Origin of the sequence: Roseovarius marisflavi (assembly GCF_900142625.1) — a bacterium.
Lineage (GTDB): Bacteria > Pseudomonadota > Alphaproteobacteria > Rhodobacterales > Rhodobacteraceae > Roseovarius > Roseovarius marisflavi.
In genome coordinates this window covers 49,018-64,509 of the sequence record NZ_FRBN01000021.1, presented here as the reverse complement: position 1 = coordinate 64,509, position 15,492 = coordinate 49,018, and the positions used below count along the sequence as shown (strand labels likewise).

Sequence of the window (15,492 nt, the reverse complement as noted above, 5' to 3'; positions counted from 1 at the left end):
CCCCGAGATCATCGAAGGGATTGAATTCAAGGACGGGATCAAGCAACTTAAAACCGCCGCCTGATCACGCCGTCACCAACTTTCGGGCATAGCTCGCCGTAAGGCCTAGGAGCAACAGAACATTCAGTATCTTTTCGCTGTCGTTCAGATCCATGGTGTGGACCAGAAAAATTACCGGAATCAGAACCGCGATAGGAACGTTCTGCACATTTGAAAACATTGGCGCAGCCACAGGGCCGCGCGTGTTGAGAGAAAGCGTTCCCAGAATGGCTGCCATCAGAAAAATGACCATGCCGATCGTCGCGCCTGCGATCATCTCTCCGGCAAACACAAGGGCGGCGAGCGCAACGGCGTGTCCCAGGTTGTCAAACCCGATAACAACTCCGATGGCCGCCTGTTTTAGTTGTGGACTGGCAGACTTTGCATCCGTAAATGCGCTCACTTCCGTTGCTCTGATTGCGACAAACGACTATTTGTTTCGATCAGTTTAGTGCGTGTCGCCAAGGCCAAGTGCTCTTGCAGATAAGCGCGGAATTCGCTGTCGGTATTCGCGGTCTTGCGCAACGCTTCGCCGGGAACCACAAAAATCCGGGAGGGCTGGTCTATGACCACGGTCGCAGAGGCCGGGCCCGGTTGCATTACATTCATTTCGCCGATGAAACCGCCCCTGATCGACGCGATGCTTTTTTCCTGTGAAATTACGTCCGCCCGGCCATTCAGCAGATAGACGAGGTTCGTAACATCCGCGCCTTCGCGGGTTAGTTCCGTTCCCACGTCCGCGTCGATCCAAATCCCCCGGTTCAGAAACTTGCGGGCAAGTGGTTTGGGCATATCGTACAGGACATCATTTATAAGCCTGAGTTCGTTTTCGTTGAACCGCGTGGTCCGTTCAATCACATACAGGCGGCAAATCCCAAAGGTACTGATGATGATCCACATGATCTGAATGATCGCGGCCGACAAATTAAATTTCACGGAAAGGCTGAGCAAAACCAGGCTGGCTGCAATAAGGTTCATGATTGCGTAGGGATAATGCGAGCCCCGGACAAGGCCCATTTGCAAAAGCGCGTATGATGCTAAGTAGAACCCTACACCCAGATATCCGGCCCAATCGTATAATGTGTTTTGAGCAAGTTGGAACAATGGGAATTAGACCTTAAGAAATGTCCCCAAACAGTAAACACGATTTTGTTACCGGCGCAATGATACTGATATGAAAGGCTGTTTTCCGCATGTGCGAACATTGCTGATGTCGATCATTCAATGAAGAACGCCGCACAAAAAGTCTAACCTGTGCTGCCTGTTTTTATGGCACATTGAGCTACCCCCGGAAAATCAGACACTGACGCAAGCTGCGATTTGTAGTCTGCTGCTCGTCAAAACGAAGAAGATCAGGAATGTCGAAACAGAAGCAATATCATCCAGAATTCAAGGCCAGGGTTGTGTTTTAAGCGCTGAAAGGCAAACAGACGATCAGCAGGTGCAAAAAGTAGCGTAATTTACGTCAGATCCTGCCCAACAATTGGGGACTGGCTCAGATAACAATGATCGACGAAGGCCTCAATCTGGGCTTCGAGATCGCTGGGCAGTAAGTAATTTTCCAGTAGAATGCGGTCCTTCAGGGTTTGGTGCCAGCGCTCGACCTTGCCTTGCGTTTTATGGTGACAAGCGCTGACGTCGGACAGTGCCTAAACTACACTGAACAACTTAATCCCCCTCGTTTTATGACCGGGCATCGGCCGGACCGGGGAACGGTCCAAGGCAACTGGCACGGTGCGAGACCTGGAAGACATGATTATACAGTTGCGCCACCCATTGCTTGCCATACATGGATCGCTCAAGATGCCTAAGCGCCGGGCCAATCAGCGGTTGGACCTGCTGCCAAAAGAAATTCGGAAATTGCTCCATAAGGTCCATAGGTGAACTGTACCCTAACTTTTGCGCATAGCCAGTTTCCACAAACTCATGGTAAAGCCCGCTGATCTTGCGGTGGTAGAACGGGTCGGCGATCTGGCCAATAAGGTCAGCAGCTCGCACCAAGGCTTCTTCACTCTCTGTACTGGCATAGAACGGGTCACCAGGCATTGGGAAGCGTGTGTACTCGATAGCCCGAGCTATCCGCTCTTCGTCAATCAGTCCGGACTTGCCAAAGCGCTGACGGGCGTAAATCTTGCCACGATCAATATGATATGGCGCGAGAAACGCATCCGACGAGCCGCGAGGCGGGCAAATTCGATCTCCTGCCTCGTTGATTACGACTTGGGTGTCGGTGTCGCCCTCGCAGATGTTACGGGAAAATCCAATGTCATGCACCAAAAGTGCCACGATGTAGTGCAGCCAGTCTTCTGGCTGAACGGCACGGGTAACAAGCTGACCCCGGATAATTTCCTGGCCCACCAGCGTGACCATCATTGTGTGCTCAGCATTGTGGTAAAGAGCGTCAGAGTTGCCCAACCGCTCAAGCAACATGCGAGCACTCCCACTTAAAAACGCGGCATATTCGCTCTTACGTCCTGAGAAATACTGAAGATATGTCTTGGCGAGGTGGTCTCCAAATTCAGCGGCCACGACTGCGGTGGGATTGAACATGAGTGCCCCCTGTCAGCCGAATTGGCCGCTTTTATGATAGCACAGGGAAATTTCAGATCAACTGGCTGGAATAGCCCCATTGAGTGGTCCGCCATCTGGGATAGTTTTGTTCCATAAACTGGAGGATCAGCATATCGCTGGGTGCTGCCTGACTAATTCGAACCAGTCTCTGCACGGACAGTGACACTGCTCTATAGGTCGTGCAGAGGCCACGCCACCCGCCAAGAGCGGCGGCACCGTTGACCTTGAAATCGGGTCGAGTTGAGAGGTTGAGTTCCCGAGTAAAGCGGTTTTAGACGGAAGCGTGAACAGCGGCAAATTTCTGCAAACTTCGCATGCGGCTGAAACGCAACATCGCCCTCTCCCCTCCCTTACCAGACCTCGGCCGCAACCGAAGCATTCGCCACTTCGGGCTTATTTTGTTGAAAAACTCTTCCTTGATCGAGGCGTGCATCACTGATTCAATTCCCATATTAATCGGGGGATTTTGCGATGTTGGGACCGAGGCAGGAAGCACAGGCGGCGCTGTTTTATGAGTTCTCGCTGGAGGATCACATCCCGCAAAATCACTTGCTTCGTTCGATTGACCGGTTTGTCGATCTGAGCGGCATCCGCCAGTATCTGGCTGAGTTTTATAGCCACACGGGCCGTCCTTCCATCGATCCAGAGTTACTGATCCGCATGCTTTTGGTGGGCTGCTGCCTTGGCATCCGGTCCGAACGCCGCCTGTGTGAGGAGGTTCATCTCAACCTTGCATATCGCTGGTTCTGCCGTCTTGATCTGAGTGACCGCGTGCCTGATCACTCGACATTTTCCAAGAACCGGCATGGGCGGTTTCGCGAGAGCGAACTGTTGCGCCATATGTTTGAGACGACCGTGGCGCGGTGAAGGTATCACATCGATCCAGGACTCCTACGGCCAGGACCACCTGCAGCTGACCGTCATCAAAGGGTATCTGGCAAAGCTGCTCGGGAACGCCCGGATCGTCCGGTATCCACTCACAACTCGAATGAAAGCGGGCGAGATGCCAAAGGTTTTTGGACAGATACGGTTGTCCTGATAAGCAAAGATGAGAACCTAACCAAGAGCCATGCTCGCTACGTGGAAGCATGTTTGATCCGTAGCGCTGGGAGCAATCCTCGCTGGACCCTCCCCAATACCAGAATGCCGTCCAACGATGCCGGGAAGCTACCGCTTCCTGATCGAGCGGCCATGGACGAATTTGTCGATCAGACGAAGACACTGGTCGGCGCTCTCGGCTGGGATGTGTTTCGCGAGATGCGTGGGCGTGCCCCGCAATTGACACCAACAGAAGAGAGCATGCCACAGCCTGAACCGAGCGAAAGCCCAAAGTTCTTTTTCCGTGGCGAAGGCTATTCAGCAGAAATGGTGGTCGGCCCGTCTGGAGATTTCATCGTTCAAGCGGGGTCAAAAGCGCGGCTTCGAACGACATCCACAATCCCCAGAGGAACCACGACTTTGCGCTCCACGCTGGTTGAAAAGGGCGTGTTGCGTGAAGACGGAAAGTTTCTCCTGTTTACCAGCAATTATAGTTTTTCATCAGTTTCAGCCGCTGCGGCAGCCGTGATCGGAGCGAGCGCAAACGGCCGAATTCTTTGGAAGCTGCCCAACGGATCAAGCTATGCGGATTGGGAGGCGGGTCCGAGCGAAGTCGGTGCTACCGGGCCGCCAAAATAAGAAATTCACGCGTTCGCGATCGGCAGTCCCATCACAAAGTTTGAGGTCAAGCGCGTCAGTGCTAACGCCTTGATCTCCTTGCAGAAAGCTTACAAGTTGGCAAGGAAGCACTATTTGAACGTGTTCTTTGCACTTAACGGGGGGCGCAGCTCAAACGCTTTCGGCTCACGCGAGAAGTTCCAGAGGCGAAACAGGCACCATTCCGACCGGCGCTCTTCGGCGACCGCCAGTTCATTGCGGGAAATGTAAAAGGGCGTGCGTTCCCAGCCGTTTGTCGTTTTCACCTCGATCAATCGCTCCCGTCCGTCCGGCGTGAAGCTGGCAATGTCATACCCGGCACCATCGCCGTCCTCTTCTGAAACCCAACGCACCTTTCGTGCCAGATCATCCCGACCGGCTATTTTCAGTGCGGATCGTTCATGAGCCACGACGCGTTCTTCTCCCGCCCGGCCAAGGGCCCGATTGCGTTCGTCTCGACCCGCCACGTCGAATTTTCGGGCGACATGCAGCATCTGCTCCAGTTCTTGCGGCGGCGGCTGGTTCGACAACGTCGGTGACGGTCCAATCCAGATCTGCGCAGCCTCGCGCAAACCATTTGCTGGTCGCGAGCCCGGCATCCGCCCAAGCCAGGCCGGGTTCCATGCCAACCAACGTGCCACAGCATCGACCAAGGTCATCTGGAAATTGAACGCTGGCTTGTAGCCGGGGATCCAATCTTCACCGAGCCCCTTCAGCACCGCGCTGATGTTCTGATGCTTGAACTCGATCGAGCCTTCCGTTCGGCTCCGCAAAAGGGGCATCAAATTGCGCCGGTGCTGAGCCTTGTTGTAGGGACGGCCCGCCATGTCCTCGGCCAGCATCGCGAAGTAATCCGCGACGATCAGGTCGTTTTCTTCATCGGTCCAGGGCCCATTCAACATGCCGCCAGGCTATGAGCGGAAAGTCTGTTTGTCATCAAAGACTTCTCGCGACCGTTCGCACTGTTTCGAAGAACTACGCCGCCCTCGGGTGTCTCTGCTCGTTTCGATAGCGGTCGAACCTGCCTCAACTGCGGCGCAATCCATTTTCGGCAAGCACCTGAAAAAACAAGCAATTTTGAATGCGTCTCGATTTGGGTGAAGGGCGGGTGAAAGGAGACGCGGGGCGTTCGGAGACCAATTTCGGGCCAACGGCCAGTCTCCGAAAGTCGGATGGCTCCGCTAAACCCCTTTGAAACAAAAAGAAAAAAGGCCCTCACAGGGGCCTCGTCTCGGGTTCGCGAATGGTTTGTGGCGGAGCGACAGGGATTCGAACCCTGGAGACGGTCTCCCGCCTACACACTTTCCAGGCGTGCGCCTTCGACCACTCGGCCACCGCTCCGTTGCGCGGTTTCTAGACGCTGGGGCATAGGATTTGCAAGGGGGTCTGTGTGTTCTGTGCGCTAGTGATTGTAACTTTCGCAAAAATTCTGAATAATCAGGTCACTATCCTAAGGTTTTCAGACAGCAACAGATCAAAACAGGCGTACTCGTGCCCGAAAATTCCAACCAACAGCATACAGCCACCCCGCCGACACCTGAGTTTCAGCGCATTCGCACCATTGCACAGGTGATTATCGCCTTTGCAGTGGTCCTGTTCTTGTTGGTACAGGCACGGTTCTTACTGATTTCTCTGGCCACGGCGATCATACTGTTCAGTCTGACCTCGGACGCCATAAGTTCGATTGCGCGAGTGCGGGTCGGACCGGTGCGCATTCCGAACTGGCTGGCGAGTGTTGTGGCCCTGCTCATGATCTCGATGGCGCTTTTGTCGCTGTCGGCGATCATCCTGTCCCAGGTCAACACGGTGCTCTCGACCACGCTGGCCTATACCGACCGCGCGCCCCAGGCGATTGCGGCGATGGTGGCCTGGCTTGGCCCCGACGCCGAGCAATCGGTGCTCAATTCGCTGTCGACGCTGGATGTGGCGGGCTATCTGCGTGCCCTGGCCGGTCAGGCAAGCAACCTGATGCAGGGCACGGTTCTGGTGATCCTTTTCGTGGGCTTTCTGTTCGCCGAGAGGATTCGCTTCAACACCAAGCTTGAGAATTTCTTTGGTGACGCGGAGCAGGCCCAAAAGGTCAGCAAAATCGTCGGTTCGATCATCCACCGGGTCAATTACTATCTTCTGGTCAAGACCGCCGTCAGCGCGGTGACCGGCGGGATGGTTTACGGGGTGGCGCTGTTCTTCGGGCTTGATCTTGCCGGGCCGCTTGGGATTCTCGCCTTCGTGCTCAACTATATCCCCAATGTCGGCTCGATCGTGGCGACGGTTCTTGTGGCTCTGGTCGCCTATGTGCAGCTTGCCGATGGCACGCTGGCGCTGGTGATTTTCGCGCTTGTGGGCGGGATTCAGTTCATGAACGGCAATGTCATCGACCCCATGCTGATGGGGCGCGCCTTGCGGCTTTCGTCGTTCGGGATCATCATCAGCCTGGCGTTCTGGGCCGCCGTCTGGGGCATTCCGGGCATGTTTTTGTCGGTGCCGATCATGGTCGCGCTTATGATCGTGTGCAGCCATGTGCCGGGCCTGCGCCGGGTCGCCATTCTGCTGTCGCGCGAAGGCCTGCCGGAAACCGCGCAGGATCTTGAGCCGCGCGGGCCGGGCGCGCGCGACAAGACCGCGGCCTAGCTGTCGAGGTGAAGATAGACCCGGCGGTTCTGGCGGCCCTTCTTTTCGACCTTGCCAAGCCGCAGGCGGCCGATTTCGCCGGTGCGCGCCACATGGGTGCCGCCGCAGGGTTGCAGATCGACCTGATCCCGCCCCTGCCCGATCCGCACGAGGCGCACGTGACCAGAGCCAAGCGGCGGCATCGCCGACATGGTTTTCACAAGCCCCGGATTGGCGCGCAGCGCGTCATCGGTGATCCATTCATCCGTGACCGGCAAATCACGGTCCACCAGCAGGTTGAGATGCTCTTGCAGGGTGTCGCGATCCTCGGGCGCCTCGGGCATATCGAAATCAAGGCGGCTGCGTTCCTCGGCAATCGCGCCGCCCGTGACGGGCAGCGGAATGATCACCGACAAGAGGTGAAGCGCGGTGTGCATCCGCATCAGTTTGTGCCGCCGGGCCCAATCGAGATGTTGGACCACGATGGCCCCGACCGGAGGTAGCGCAACAGGTTCAGACGGCACAAGCGCGATCTTGTCGTCACCTGCCTTGACGGCCGTCGCAATCGGCAAGACGCGCCCGTCCCATGCAATCCGTCCGCTATCGCCGGGCTGCCCGCCGGCGGTGGCGTAAAACAGCGTCCGGTCCAGCACAACGCCGCCCTCCTGCGTGTGGACGACCACCCTGGCGCTTGCCTCGGTCAGGTAGGGATCGGTGCGAAACAACAGCTCTGTCATCGCCCGTCCCCTTCGCCGCCCTCGCCGTCGTAGTCGGCCTCGGTCTTTTGCGCCGGTTCGCTTGGTGGCGGGGTTTTCGCATCGCTTGGCGGGGCTTCCTGCGCGATGGCCGGTTTGCCCGACAGCGCCTCGCCATTGCGGAACCAGACATCCTGTTGCGGGAAAGGAATTTCGATACCTTCTTCAACAAAACGGCGCGCAATTTCATGGTTCATATCAGAGTGGACCGACATCACGAAATTGACGTCCCGCAGGATGGCGCGAATCTCAAAATCAAGCGAGCTTGCCCCAAATCCCCTGAAAACGACGTTCGGCGACGGCACGGCAAGCACCATCGGGTGCGCCTCGGCAATCTCGCGCAGGATGGTCTCGATCTTGCGGGTATCGCTGCCATAGGCGACGCCGACCGGCACGATCACCCGGCCCACGGTATTGCCACGGGTATAGTTGGTCACCGTACCGCTGACGAAATCCGCGTTCGGCACGATCACATCCGTGCGGTCAAAGGTCTCGATCCGGGTCGAGCGCACGCTGATGCTGCGCACATAGCCATGCTTGCCGCCAACCTCGATCCAGTCGCCTTCGGAAATCGGGCGCTCGATCAGAAGGATGATACCGCTGACAAAGTTGGACACGATGTTCTGAAGGCCGAAACCGATCCCGACCGACAGGGCACCGGCGACAATGGCAAGCGAGCTAAGGTCGATGCCCGCACTGGTGATCGCCACAAGCGCCGCGAGGAAAATCCCGACATAGCCGACGCCCGACACGATGGCATTGCGCCCGCCCGCATCAAGCTTGGTCTTGGGCAGAACGGTGTTCTTGAGCGCGCCCTGCACCAGCCGCGTCAGCAGGTAGCCAAGCACGAAGACGACCGCCAGTGTCAGGAAGATCGACGGCGATATCTGGGTGCCGCCGACGGTTACACCCTCGGTAAAGCGCACCCAGATCTCGGTCAGTTGCGCCGGGCGCGCGCCCCAGATCAGCGCGAACAAGGGCAGCGACAGAACCACAAGAGCAAAGCCTGCCAAGACCGGCATCAGGGCATCGTCGGCACCTTCGCGGTTGCCGCTCAGCATGACGTAAACCTCGGTCACCACCCGTTGCAGCACCAAGAGCGCCCCCAACAGCATCAGTGAAAGCAAGGCCGGCAACATCATCGCCTGCGCCGCCTCGAGATAGCCAACAGCCGCCAGCACCGGCGCAAGAACAGCAAGCAGCATGAGCGCGCGCGCCAACAGACGCGCCAGTTGGTCGCGGAAAGTTTCCTCGGCATCGCTGTCGCCTCTGGCGGCGCGGCTGTGCATCAGCAACAGCTTGGCCAGCCGGAACAGCAACAACCCCGCCAGCACCAGAACCGGGAAAAGCACCACGTTCGTGGCTTCCTCGCTCCAGTTGATTTGCTCGGCTATATTGCGCAAGAAATAGAAGGCCGCGATCACAAGCCCCATCAAGGCGCCGTAAAGGCGCCCCGAATAGCGACACCTGGCATCCAGATTAAGCAGGGGATCGCGCTTTTCAGTGCGCGGGAAAATCTGCAGGGCAAGCCACCGCGCCAGCAGGAAAATGAACGCCGCCGGCAGGACGGTGGCCAAAACAAGCTCGCCTCGGGCGCCAAACAGCGCCGTCGCCGAGAGCGACCTCACCAGGGCATAGACCCCGGCATAGGGCAAGAGCCATTCACCAAGCGAGATCAGGAAGGTCACCATCCAGCGCCCGGCACTGACGTCTTCCTTGGTGATATGCCGCATCAGCCGGTTCGACCAGTGCCGCCCCCGCGCCAACAGGACCAGCCCGCCCAAAAGCCAGGCAATGATGACCGGCAGATTGTCGTTGAACACGGTGCGCCCGACCGGGGTTTCCCAATCGCCCGTCACCTCGCGCTGAACGGTTTCGGCAAGTTGATAGAGCACGCGCGCGCCTTCGGGCCAGTGCAGCGGGTTGATCGGGGACGGGCCAAGGCGCAAAAGCTCTGCGGTCTGGCGGTTGCGAATGATCTCGTCGATGCCCTGGATCAGGCCGTCGGCACGGCTGCGGGCCAATTCGGCGGTGCGCACCGGCGCCTGAAGCCGCGCAAGGCGACGGTTCAACTCGTCGCGCTGTGCGCTGATATCCTCGGCCTCGGTGCCGTTTTCGGGCGGCGGGCCAATCGCCTCAAGCTGATCCTGAACGGTTTTGATCGTGGTCGAATTCGCACCCAGTGCATTGACGAACTGCTCGCGCCATTGGGTCAGCTCGCGGCGCAGATCCTCAAGGATCTCAGTGCTGACCCCGCCGCTTTCAATCGCGGTTTCAACCCGCGTCGCGGTGTCTTCCCAGGCGGCGTAATCCGGCCCTTCGATGGTTTGCTGGGCATAGGCCATCTGCCCGGTCCCGGTGATGGGCAGGGTGACAAAGCACAGCGCAAGGATCAGGCAAAGCGATCGTAAAAGATGTCTCACTCGGCGAATACTCCGGGGATCGAGCGTGGTGCATGATCAAGCCAGGCAGGTGCCGGCAGGTTGTTGGCATGCAGGAATTCGGGGTTGAACAGCTTGGACTGATAGCGCGTGCCATAATCGCACAGGATGGTCACGATGGTGTGGCCCGGCCCCATTTCGCGCGCCATGCGCTTCGCGCCGGCCACGTTCACGCCGGTCGAGGCGCCCATGCACAGGCCTTCATGTTCAAGCAGGTCAAACACAATCGGAAGCGCCTCGGGATCGGGCACCTGACAGGCGAAATCGGGGGTAAAGCCTTCGAGGTTCTTGGTGATGCGGACCTGACCGATGCCCTCGGCAATCGAGCCACCCTCCGAGGCCAGCTCGCCGGTGGTGTAGTAGGAATAAAGCTTGGCCCCCATCGGATCGGCGATGCCGATTTTCACGCCCTTAGGCTGAAGCGCCATGCCGACGCCGGCCAATGTGCCGCCCGACCCGACCGCGCAGATAAAGCCATCGACCTTGCCGCCGGTCTGTTCCCAGATCTCGGGGCCGGTGGTTTCGATATGGGCCTGACGGTTGGCCACGTTGTCGAACTGGTTGGCCCAGATCGCGCCATTAGGTTCGCTTTTGGAAAGTTCCTCCGCCAATCTCTCGGAATACCGGACGAAATTGTTCGGATTTGAATAGGGCGCCGCTGGCACTTGCACCAAATCCGCCCCGGCAAGGCGCAGCATATCCTTCTTTTCCTGGCTCTGGGTTTCGGGGATCACGATCACCGTCTTGAACCCAAGCGAGGCCCCGACAAGGGCCAGGCCAATGCCGGTGTTGCCGGCCGTGCCTTCGACGATCGTGCCGCCGGGCTTGAGGTCGCCGCGCGCGATGGCGTCGCGGATAATGAACAGCGCCGCGCGATCCTTGACCGACTGACCAGGATTGAGAAATTCGCATTTGCCGAGGATTTCACAGCCTGTCTCTTCGCTGGCACGCCGAAGCCGAATGAGCGGGGTATTCCCTACCGCCGAGGCCAGATCCTTTGCAATGCGCATTGCCCGTGCTCCTGTTGTAAAATTGCTGTCCACACTTAGGGCCTCAGCCCCGGAAACTCAAGCAGATGCACGCAGGCGCGCGCGTTCCCGCTCCAGCCACATCAGGCTCAGGATCAGGGGGCCGTTGTTGGCCTCGCCGCTGGTCAAAAGGGTCATTGCCCGGTCATATCCGATGATATGGGTGCGAATATCCTCTTGCTCGCTGGCCAGTCCGCCCTGCCCCACGGTTTCCTCGGGCAGATCGCACAACCCGAGAAACAGGTGGAAATATTCGGTCGAATAGCCGGGTGTGCAGTAATGGCTTGAAATCTTCTCAAGCACGCGCAGCTCAAGCCCGGCTTCTTCAAGGCATTCGCGCCGCGCGGTCTGTTCGGGGGTTTCGCCCGCATCCATCCGCCCCGCGACCGGCTCCAGCATCCAGGGGCGCGGGTCACCGCGCCCATAAGGCCCCATACGGAACTGTTCGACAAGCAAGACCCTGTCGGTGACCGGGTCATAGGGCAGCACAAGCGCGGCGTCGGTGGCGACAAAGACCTCGCGGCGCATCGGCGCGCTCATGGTGCCGTCAAAGCGGGGGTGGCGCAGGGTATAATTGCGGCTCAGAAAATACCCGGCGTGAGAAATATCACAGGCGATTTCATCGGCTTGCCCCGCGTCTGCGGCACTGCGCAGATCGGCGGGAACGGCCGTTCTTGCGGCCACGCGCGCTGCGGCGCGCGACAGGACGATCTGCAAGCGCCCGGCAAGATCACCGGCAGGCACGCGCGCCATGAGTGCGGTTATTTCCGCCGCCGCCACCTCTATCAGATCACCCCAGCGGCTGGCCCACGCCTCTTGCTGCCAGGGCTCTGAACCGGGGTGGCCGGGAAAGGTCAGCGCCTCGATGGTCTTGCCCGCAAGCTCAAGAGCTACCGGCACCGGCGCGCCCAGATCAAATACCTCGGCCAGATAGGCAAGCCGCGCCACCGCGTCACTATCGGTGACAAGCCAACCCTCGACCCGGCTCCTGCCGGGGCAAAGCCCGGCCATCAAAGGCCCACCACTTTGGGCCGTCACCTCATACTCTGGCAGAGTGGCGATGCGGGCGAGATCAACACCATCTTGCCCAAGGCTTGCGCTCAAAAGCGGCTGACACCCAAGCGGGCCGTAGATAAATAATGGTCCGCTCATGACCAGCGGTGCGACACCCACTCCCCGACCACGCCGACAATGACACTCCCCGCCAGCAACAGCCCGATAAGCGGCCCGTTCAGCATATAGGTGCCATATTCAACGCCAAGCTCCACCACCGCCGTAAGCCCCTCGACCACGCCATCATAGCGATTGTCCAGCGCGCGCCGCAGCATCTCGTTGAAGCTTTGCAGGAACAAGGCCCAGAACACCATCGCGCCGCCTCCAGTCAACCCGGCGCTAAAGCCTTCGGCATAGCCCCGGCCCAGGCGCGTTCCGGCCACGAACCAGCCGCAGAGCAGGCCAAGCACGACATTGACCTCGTTGAAGATACCGAAATTCGTGTCTGGCGGCATCAGCGGGCGGAACACCTCTGAGGCGATCCACCCCAGGGCCCCCAACCCGATGGCGGCAACCATCTTGGCGGACGTGGGCATTTTATCTGTTACGGGCATTCACCTTGGCCTTGTGATCGTGATTTGTGTCACGTCACAGTTACCCACGTGAAAGGTCGAGGCACAAGAGGTGAGATAAAAATTCCACATCCGCCGGAACCGGTCATCAAAGCCCATGGCCGCGATCTGATCCCATTTCGCGTTGAAGGTTTCATGCCAGCGGCGCAGCGTCTGATCATAGCCCTGGCCAAATTCGATCGAGCGCGCCACGACAAGCCCCGCCTTTTCGGCCTCGGCGCGCAGCACAGTCGGGCTTGGCAGCATGCCGCCGGGAAAGATGTATTTCTGGATGAAATCGACGCCCTTTCGATAGGCCTCCCAGCGGCGATCCTCGACGGTGATGACCTGAAGCGTGGCCATGGCGCCGGGGCGCAGGCGCTCGCGCACGGTCTCGAAATAGGACGGCCAGTATTTTTCGCCCACCGCCTCGAACATCTCGATGCTGGCGATACCGTCATAGGTGCCGCGCTCGTCGCGGTAATCCTGTAGCTTCAGGTCAACCATATCCGACAGGTTGGCCTTGGCGATCCGATCCCTGGCATAGGCAAGCTGTTCGCGGCTGATGGTCAGGCCGGTCACCCGCAGACCACGTTCGCGCGCCGCATATTCGGCAAAGCCACCCCAGCCACAGCCGATTTCAAGCACGTGATCGCCGGGCTTCACCCCCATCTGATCGACCATGCTGGCGTATTTCGCGGTTTGGGCGCGCTCAAGGCTTTCCTGGCCGGTTTCAAACAGCGCACTGGAATAGGTCATGGTTTTATCAAGCCAGAGGCGATAGAAATCATTGCCAAGGTCATAGTGATGGCTGATGTTCTTTTTCGCCTGCCGCTTGGAATTGCCCTTGAGAAAATGGCGCAACCGCTCATAGGCGCGCACAAGCGACATGCCGGGAAATCCGTCATAGATCACGTCGTTGTCGGTATGCACGAAATCCATCAGCGCCTGAAGATCGGGCGTGTCCCACCAGCCATCAAGATAGGCGTCCGAAAACCCAAGGTCGCCCTCGCGAATGAGGCGCGCAAAGCAGTCGGGGTTTTTCACCACCACCTCGGCCACCGGGCCGGGCTTTGGCCCCTCGGCGCGAAACACCCGGCCATCGGGCAGAACATAGTCAAGCCGCCCGGCGTTGATCTTTTTGGTCAGCTCGAAGACCTGCGCAAAATAGCGCGGCAGGTCTTTCTGGCCGGTGGTGTCGGTCAGAATCATGCGCTGCGTCCCCAGTATCTCTTGTGCATAGGCTAGGGCGAGATGCCCCGTCTGATCAATATTTTTCATTATTTTCAGAACCCCCGGTCGCCATAGGCCGCCAGGGCGCGTTTGCGCCCCTCGGCCAGATCCAGCAGCGGTTCGGGGTATTTATCCTGCGGATCAAGGCTCCAGCGTTTCGGGACAGCCGCGAAATAAGACAGCGCCGTGTCGGACGGCTCAGCCTGGCCTTCGGCGATCCAGCGGTCGGTATAGACCCGCTTGGCGTCGAACTTGTCAAGCTGGGTTTCGGGGTTGAACACCCGGAAATAGGGCGCCGCATCCGGGCCACAGCCCGCCGCCCATTGCCAGCCCATGGCATTCGAGGCCATGTCCCAATCGGTCAGGCAGTCGGCGAACCACTCAAGCCCGACGCGCCAATGGGTCATCAGGTGCTTGGTGAGATAACTCGCCACGATCATCCGCGCGCGATTGTGCATGCGCCCGGTGACATACATCTCGCGCATGGCGGCATCGACAAAGGGCACGCCGGTGCGCCCCTGTTTCCAGGCCAGAACCTCTGGCGTGTCGCCATTCTCGTTCCAGGGGAAAGCCGACCATTCGCGCCGCCAGTTATCGGTCAGGATATGGGGCGTGTGATACATCAGATGATAGGCAAACTCGCGCCAGACCAGTTCCTTGATCCAGGTTTCCGCGCCCTTCGCCCCCTCGTGCAGCGCGCGCTGTCCGGCATGCCAGCACTGGCGCGGCGAAATCTCGCCCAAAGTAAGGTTTTCGGACAAGCCCGACGTGCCATCCACGCCCGGAAGGTTGCGGTCATCCTTGTAATCCGCAATCACATCGCCGGTGAAGTCGTGCAGCCGCTCCATCGCCGCTGCCTCGCCAACCCGTTGATAGGGCGCGCAAATCGCCGCGCCGCGCCGCATTGCCGCCGACATCTTCCAATCCTCAAGCGCATCGCTTTCGGGCCAATTATCAGGGGTTGGGATCGTCGCGGGCGCCGCGAGCGGGGCTGCAACCTCGCGGTCCTTCACGGCGCGCCACATCGGGCTGTAGACCTTGTAATAGCCGCCGGTCTTGGTTTCGACTGTCCAGGGCTCGAACATCAGGTGGCCGGCGTGGCTCTGGGCATCGACACCCTCGTCGCGCAGGGCGGATTTGACCCTCTTGTCGCGCTCGATCGACTGCGGATCATAGAGCCGCGACCAATGCACGGCCCCTGCCCCGGTTTCCGCCACAAGCGCGCGCAGCACGTCAAGCGGATCGCCCATGCGCAGGATAAGTCGGCTACCCTTGCCCTCAAGCGCGCGGGCCATTTCCGCCAGCGACAGGCCAAGCCGCCATTTCGGCGCGGCGCCAAGGGTGGCAACGCTCTCGTCATGGATGAAAACCGGAATAACCGGCCCACCATTCTTGCAGGCCGCAACAAGTGCGGGATGATCCGCGAGACGCAAATCGCGCCGCAGCCATAGGATTGTCGGTTTATCGTCACTCATGTCCTGCCCCGGTGTTTTATAGTCATACGTCGCGACTCGGG

13 protein-coding genes, 1 tRNA gene and 3 pseudogenes are annotated in these 15,492 nt (G+C 59.1%); 3 read left to right on the top strand and 14 right to left on the bottom strand.

The window, feature by feature from the left end; all coding sequences use genetic code 11:
• Window positions 1-64 precede the first annotated feature (64 nt).
• From BUB78_RS15650 to BUB78_RS21605, 5 genes and pseudogenes are all read right to left on the bottom strand, one after another.
• Window positions 65-442 (bottom strand): hypothetical protein, encoded by a 378-nt coding sequence (locus BUB78_RS15650; RefSeq protein ID WP_073199602.1) that lies wholly within the window; start codon window positions 440-442, stop codon window positions 65-67.
• A complete protein-coding gene (locus BUB78_RS15645) occupies window positions 439-1,143 on the bottom strand; it encodes a CBU_0592 family membrane protein (RefSeq protein WP_139279371.1) in 705 nt (234 codons plus the stop codon). Before BUB78_RS15645 ends, BUB78_RS15650 begins: the two co-directional genes overlap by 4 nt.
• Window positions 1,144-1,544: 401 nt before the next feature.
• Window positions 1,545-1,664, bottom strand: a pseudogene (locus tag BUB78_RS20440) (IS481 family transposase); the annotation flags it as partial.
• Between the two features lie 58 nt (window positions 1,665-1,722).
• The gene (locus BUB78_RS15635) at window positions 1,723-2,589 is read right to left on the bottom strand and encodes a metal-dependent phosphohydrolase (protein ID WP_073199598.1); all 867 of its coding nucleotides are present in this window, start codon (window positions 2,587-2,589) and stop codon (window positions 1,723-1,725) included.
• A gap of 205 nt (window positions 2,590-2,794) precedes the next feature.
• Window positions 2,795-2,953: pseudogene (locus tag BUB78_RS21605) on the bottom strand (IS6 family transposase); the annotation flags it as partial.
• A gap of 128 nt (window positions 2,954-3,081) precedes the next feature.
• Here BUB78_RS21605 and BUB78_RS15630 point away from each other — a divergent pair.
• Window positions 3,082-3,474 (top strand): annotated as a pseudogene (locus BUB78_RS15630) (transposase); the annotation flags it as partial.
• 327 nt (window positions 3,475-3,801) lie between these two features.
• Window positions 3,802-4,287, top strand: a complete 486-nt coding sequence (locus BUB78_RS15620; RefSeq protein ID WP_245813535.1) for a DUF4357 domain-containing protein — start codon at window positions 3,802-3,804, stop codon at window positions 4,285-4,287.
• A gap of 110 nt (window positions 4,288-4,397) precedes the next feature.
• Here the strand turns inward: BUB78_RS15620 and BUB78_RS15615 are convergent, their stop codons facing one another.
• Entirely contained in the window at window positions 4,398-5,207 is an 810-nt protein-coding gene (locus BUB78_RS15615; RefSeq protein ID WP_073199593.1) for a protein NO VEIN domain-containing protein, read from the bottom strand.
• Window positions 5,208-5,556: 349 nt separating this feature from the next.
• Window positions 5,557-5,646 (bottom strand) — tRNA-Ser (locus BUB78_RS15610).
• Window positions 5,647-5,865: 219 nt separating this feature from the next.
• Here BUB78_RS15610 and BUB78_RS15605 point away from each other — a divergent pair.
• Window positions 5,866-6,936 (top strand): AI-2E family transporter, encoded by a 1,071-nt coding sequence (locus BUB78_RS15605; RefSeq protein ID WP_073199617.1) that lies wholly within the window; start codon window positions 5,866-5,868, stop codon window positions 6,934-6,936.
• Here BUB78_RS15605 and BUB78_RS15600 read toward each other — a convergent pair.
• The 7 genes from BUB78_RS15600 to BUB78_RS15570 all read right to left on the bottom strand — a co-directional run bounded on the left by BUB78_RS15600 (window position 6,933) and on the right by BUB78_RS15570 (window position 15,451).
• The gene (locus BUB78_RS15600) at window positions 6,933-7,652 is read right to left on the bottom strand and encodes an alanyl-tRNA editing protein (protein ID WP_073199591.1); all 720 of its coding nucleotides are present in this window, start codon (window positions 7,650-7,652) and stop codon (window positions 6,933-6,935) included. The genes BUB78_RS15605 and BUB78_RS15600 overlap by 4 nt on opposite strands.
• On the bottom strand, window positions 7,649-10,093 hold the full coding sequence (locus tag BUB78_RS15595) for a DUF3772 domain-containing protein (RefSeq protein WP_073199589.1): 2,445 nt from the start codon (window positions 10,091-10,093) through the stop codon (window positions 7,649-7,651). Before BUB78_RS15595 ends, BUB78_RS15600 begins: the two co-directional genes overlap by 4 nt.
• On the bottom strand, window positions 10,090-11,121 hold the full coding sequence (locus tag BUB78_RS15590) for a cysteine synthase A (protein ID WP_073199586.1): 1,032 nt from the start codon (window positions 11,119-11,121) through the stop codon (window positions 10,090-10,092). The genes BUB78_RS15595 and BUB78_RS15590 overlap by 4 nt, the downstream gene beginning before the upstream one ends.
• 57 nt (window positions 11,122-11,178) lie before the next feature.
• The gene (locus BUB78_RS15585; RefSeq protein WP_073199615.1) at window positions 11,179-12,291 is read right to left on the bottom strand and encodes an NUDIX domain-containing protein; all 1,113 of its coding nucleotides are present in this window, start codon (window positions 12,289-12,291) and stop codon (window positions 11,179-11,181) included.
• A complete protein-coding gene (locus BUB78_RS15580; RefSeq protein WP_245813532.1) occupies window positions 12,288-12,728 on the bottom strand; it encodes a TrgA family protein in 441 nt (146 codons plus the stop codon). Before BUB78_RS15580 ends, BUB78_RS15585 begins: the two co-directional genes overlap by 4 nt.
• A gap of 18 nt (window positions 12,729-12,746) precedes the next feature.
• Window positions 12,747-13,955 (bottom strand): SAM-dependent methyltransferase, encoded by a 1,209-nt coding sequence (locus BUB78_RS15575; RefSeq protein WP_073199613.1) that lies wholly within the window; start codon window positions 13,953-13,955, stop codon window positions 12,747-12,749.
• A gap of 74 nt (window positions 13,956-14,029) precedes the next feature.
• Window positions 14,030-15,451: a cryptochrome/photolyase family protein gene (locus BUB78_RS15570; RefSeq protein WP_073199583.1), complete on the bottom strand. Its 1,422-nt coding sequence runs from the start codon at window positions 15,449-15,451 to the stop codon at window positions 14,030-14,032.
• Between the last annotated feature and the right edge of the window lie 41 nt (window positions 15,452-15,492).